We start from the raw sequence: 2,775 nt of genomic DNA on the forward strand, positions 1-2,775 counted from the left end.
ATGCCGAGCAGCGTCGGAACTTCGCCCAGCCAGAAGAAGCCGATCAGCGCGGACATCGGCGAGACCAGATAGAGGAAGTTGGAGGCACGTGCGGCGGGCAGACGCGACAGCGCGGTCGCCCAGGCGGCATAGGCGATCAGGCTGGGCACGATGCCAAGAAAGATGACGGCGCCGAGGCCTGCTGCGTCGGCAACCGCCGCCTGCGAAAAGGCCGACGGCAGGAAGGGTGCCAGGCATAGTGCGCCGAGCACCATGTTCGAAGCGGAGATGGTCAACGGATGATGGCGGGCAAACAGCGGCTTCTGGACGATGGTGTTGACGGCCGAGCACAAGGCCGAACCAAGCACCAGAAGAGCACCGGTGTTAAAAGACAGTCCATTCTCGTCGGCCATGGCGATGACGCCAATGCCGGCGAAGGAAATCACCGTACCGGCCCAGGCCATGCCCGAAAAGCGCTCGCCCAGCAGGACCATCGCCATGATGGCGGTGAAGATCGGGCTGACATTGATGATGAAGCCGGCGGCACCGGCAGAGACGGTCAGTTCGCCGAAATTGAGCATGACGGTGTAGAGCGCGACGAAGATGGCGCCGCCAAAGACCAGGCGCCACACTTCGTCGAGCCTTGGCAGCGCCGGGCGCTTGATGGCCAGGAAGATCGCCGCCGGCACCGCGGCGATGGCAAAGCGCAACGCGCCGAGTTCCAGCGGTCCGAAGGCAGCGAGACCGGCGCGGATCGCCGGAAAGGCGGAGGCCCAACCAACCACCGTCAGCGCGACAGCAATGGCTGCCGTGGTGTCCATCCGCTGTGTCGAATTCAACGTGCCCGTCATTGCATTCATCTCACTGCCCTCGCATTCTTCGGTCCTGAAAGGCAGAAAACGCCATTCCAGGCCAGTTGACAAACGACCAAATCGAGGATCACCTGTGACTATGGATCACAACTCGGACACAATGGTACCGCTCGAAACACTGCGCGCCTTCGATGCGGCGGCGCGGACAGGCAGCTTTTCGGCGGCCGCCGAAAAGCTCAACATCACCCATGGCGCCGTCAGCCGGCAGATCGCCAAGCTCGAGGACTGGCTGGGATTGAAAGTCTTCGACCGTGGGGCGCGCGGCGTCTCGCTGACGATCGAGGGCAACCGGCTGCATCTGCGCACGGCGGAAGCCTTTGCGCTGATATCGACCCATTCCGACCGCTGGGTCGAGCCGCGTGGCACGGCGGTGGTGCGGCTGACCTCGATCCCCTCGGTCAGCGGGCTGTGGCTGATGCCTCGCATGGCGGCTCTGGAGAACAATCCCTCGAAGCTGCGCATCGTGCTCGATGTCGATATCCGCCAGGCCGACCTTGCCGATGAGGGCATCGATCTCTCCATCCGCTGTGGACGCGGCGGCATTCCGGGCCGCGTCTCGGTGCAGCTTTTCGAGGAACATGTCTTCCCCGTCGCGTCACCCGAGCTTGCCCGCGAGATCGGCCGCGGCGACCCTGCCCGGCTGCTCAAATATCCGCTGATCAACGATTCCGACGCGTCTGCCTGGCGCGCCTGGTTTGCCGCGCAAGGCATGGATTATCGCCCGCGCCCGCAGGACCGTCGCTTCGAGGACTACAATCTGGTGCTCGACGCCGCCGCCTATGGGCTTGGCATCGCGCTGGCACGCCCACCCCTGACCGGACATCAATTGCAATCGGGCCGCATCACCCCCGTCGATGAGCGCACCGCGCTCAATCCGGTGTCCTACTGGCTCGACCGGCCGATCGGCCGGCCGCGCGCCGCAGCCGCCGACCTCGCCCGCCGCATCGCGGCGGAGGCCGGGCTGGCGCCGGAAAAGATCGAGGCGTTCATCGAAGCCGAGCGATAGGCCTTCCGCCGGGCATATATCGAGAACCAGCCGATTCGAAGCTCAGCGAAGCAACAACAGAACGAACCCAAGGATCACGGTTCCCAGCAAACCGGCCACTATCGAAACAAAGCCGACCTTCACCAGCAAGTGCTCAGGGTTCGGCGCCGCACCATGGGATTGATTGGCCGGCCTGTGCCTGCCCGCCAATGCACCCAAAGCGGCAGCGTTGCGCGGGACTGGAGCCTGCGGCGGGATAAGCGACAGCAATGACAGCCCCGCAACCCTGGCAGGAGCATTATCATTGGCCGTTGTCGGAGGCGGCAAGAAGGCTCGCGGCGTTTCGGCTTCGGGTTTTGCCTTTCTCGCCGCGATCGTTGCCAACGCCGCCTCTTCGCCCGTCTCAAGTTGGGCAAGATAGGCATCGACGATGCCAGCCGATGCGATCTGCTGCGATTTGACGGCCATTGGCGCGGCCGGCAAAGTCAACAGCGCTGGCGCTGTCTGTTGTGCGAGCAGAGACGGCGCCGGCGGTTGGACCAGCGCCTTGACCAGTGCCGTCATGACTGGATCGGCCTGCCCCGAGGGCACGGCCTGCGGCGTCATCACTTCCCTGAGCAAGGCGGGAAGACGAGTGGAGGAAATGTCCATTGCGGCCCACCAACACCATTTTTCCGCCTCACAATAAGCGTTCAGCATTGTCTCAGGCTTGTCGCATGCTTGACCTCGCCGGGAATTTATGGCGATGAAATCCTCATGAACCCTGGCGTCCCCGCATGATGAACCGTTTCGAAGGCCCCGGCGGCAAGGAAGCCCGCATCCGCTATCTGGATGGCGACTTCCAGGTTACCAGTCCCGGCGCGTTCGTGCGTTGCGCGGTGACAGGCGAAAGCATTCCGCTCGACGAGTTGAAATACTGGAGCGTCGCCAGGCAGGAGC

4 protein-coding genes are annotated in these 2,775 nt (G+C 63.8%); 2 read left to right on the forward strand and 2 right to left on the reverse strand.

Annotated elements, in window-relative coordinates; genetic code table 11:
• The coding region (locus tag EN893_RS27570; protein WP_164776104.1) for a DMT family transporter at positions 1 to 839 on the reverse strand (839 nt) is incomplete at its 3' end.
• Between the two features lie 91 nt (positions 840 to 930).
• On the opposite strand from EN893_RS27570, the gene EN893_RS27575 reads away from it, so the two are divergent.
• Complete coding sequence (locus EN893_RS27575; RefSeq protein ID WP_127271514.1) at positions 931 to 1,857, forward strand: LysR family transcriptional regulator; 927 nt, start codon at positions 931 to 933, stop codon at positions 1,855 to 1,857.
• A gap of 42 nt (positions 1,858 to 1,899) precedes the next feature.
• Here the strand turns inward: EN893_RS27575 and EN893_RS27580 are convergent, their stop codons facing one another.
• Complete coding sequence (locus EN893_RS27580; RefSeq protein WP_236383407.1) at positions 1,900 to 2,535, reverse strand: hypothetical protein; 636 nt, start codon at positions 2,533 to 2,535, stop codon at positions 1,900 to 1,902.
• Between the two features lie 77 nt (positions 2,536 to 2,612).
• Here EN893_RS27580 and EN893_RS27585 point away from each other — a divergent pair.
• Positions 2,613 to 2,775: DUF2093 domain-containing protein (locus tag EN893_RS27585; RefSeq protein ID WP_128361935.1), on the forward strand; the 163-nt coding region annotated here is incomplete at its 3' end.

The sequence above is a fragment of the Mesorhizobium sp. M7A.F.Ca.CA.004.04.2.1 genome (assembly GCF_004022825.1).
Lineage (GTDB): Bacteria > Pseudomonadota > Alphaproteobacteria > Rhizobiales > Rhizobiaceae > Mesorhizobium.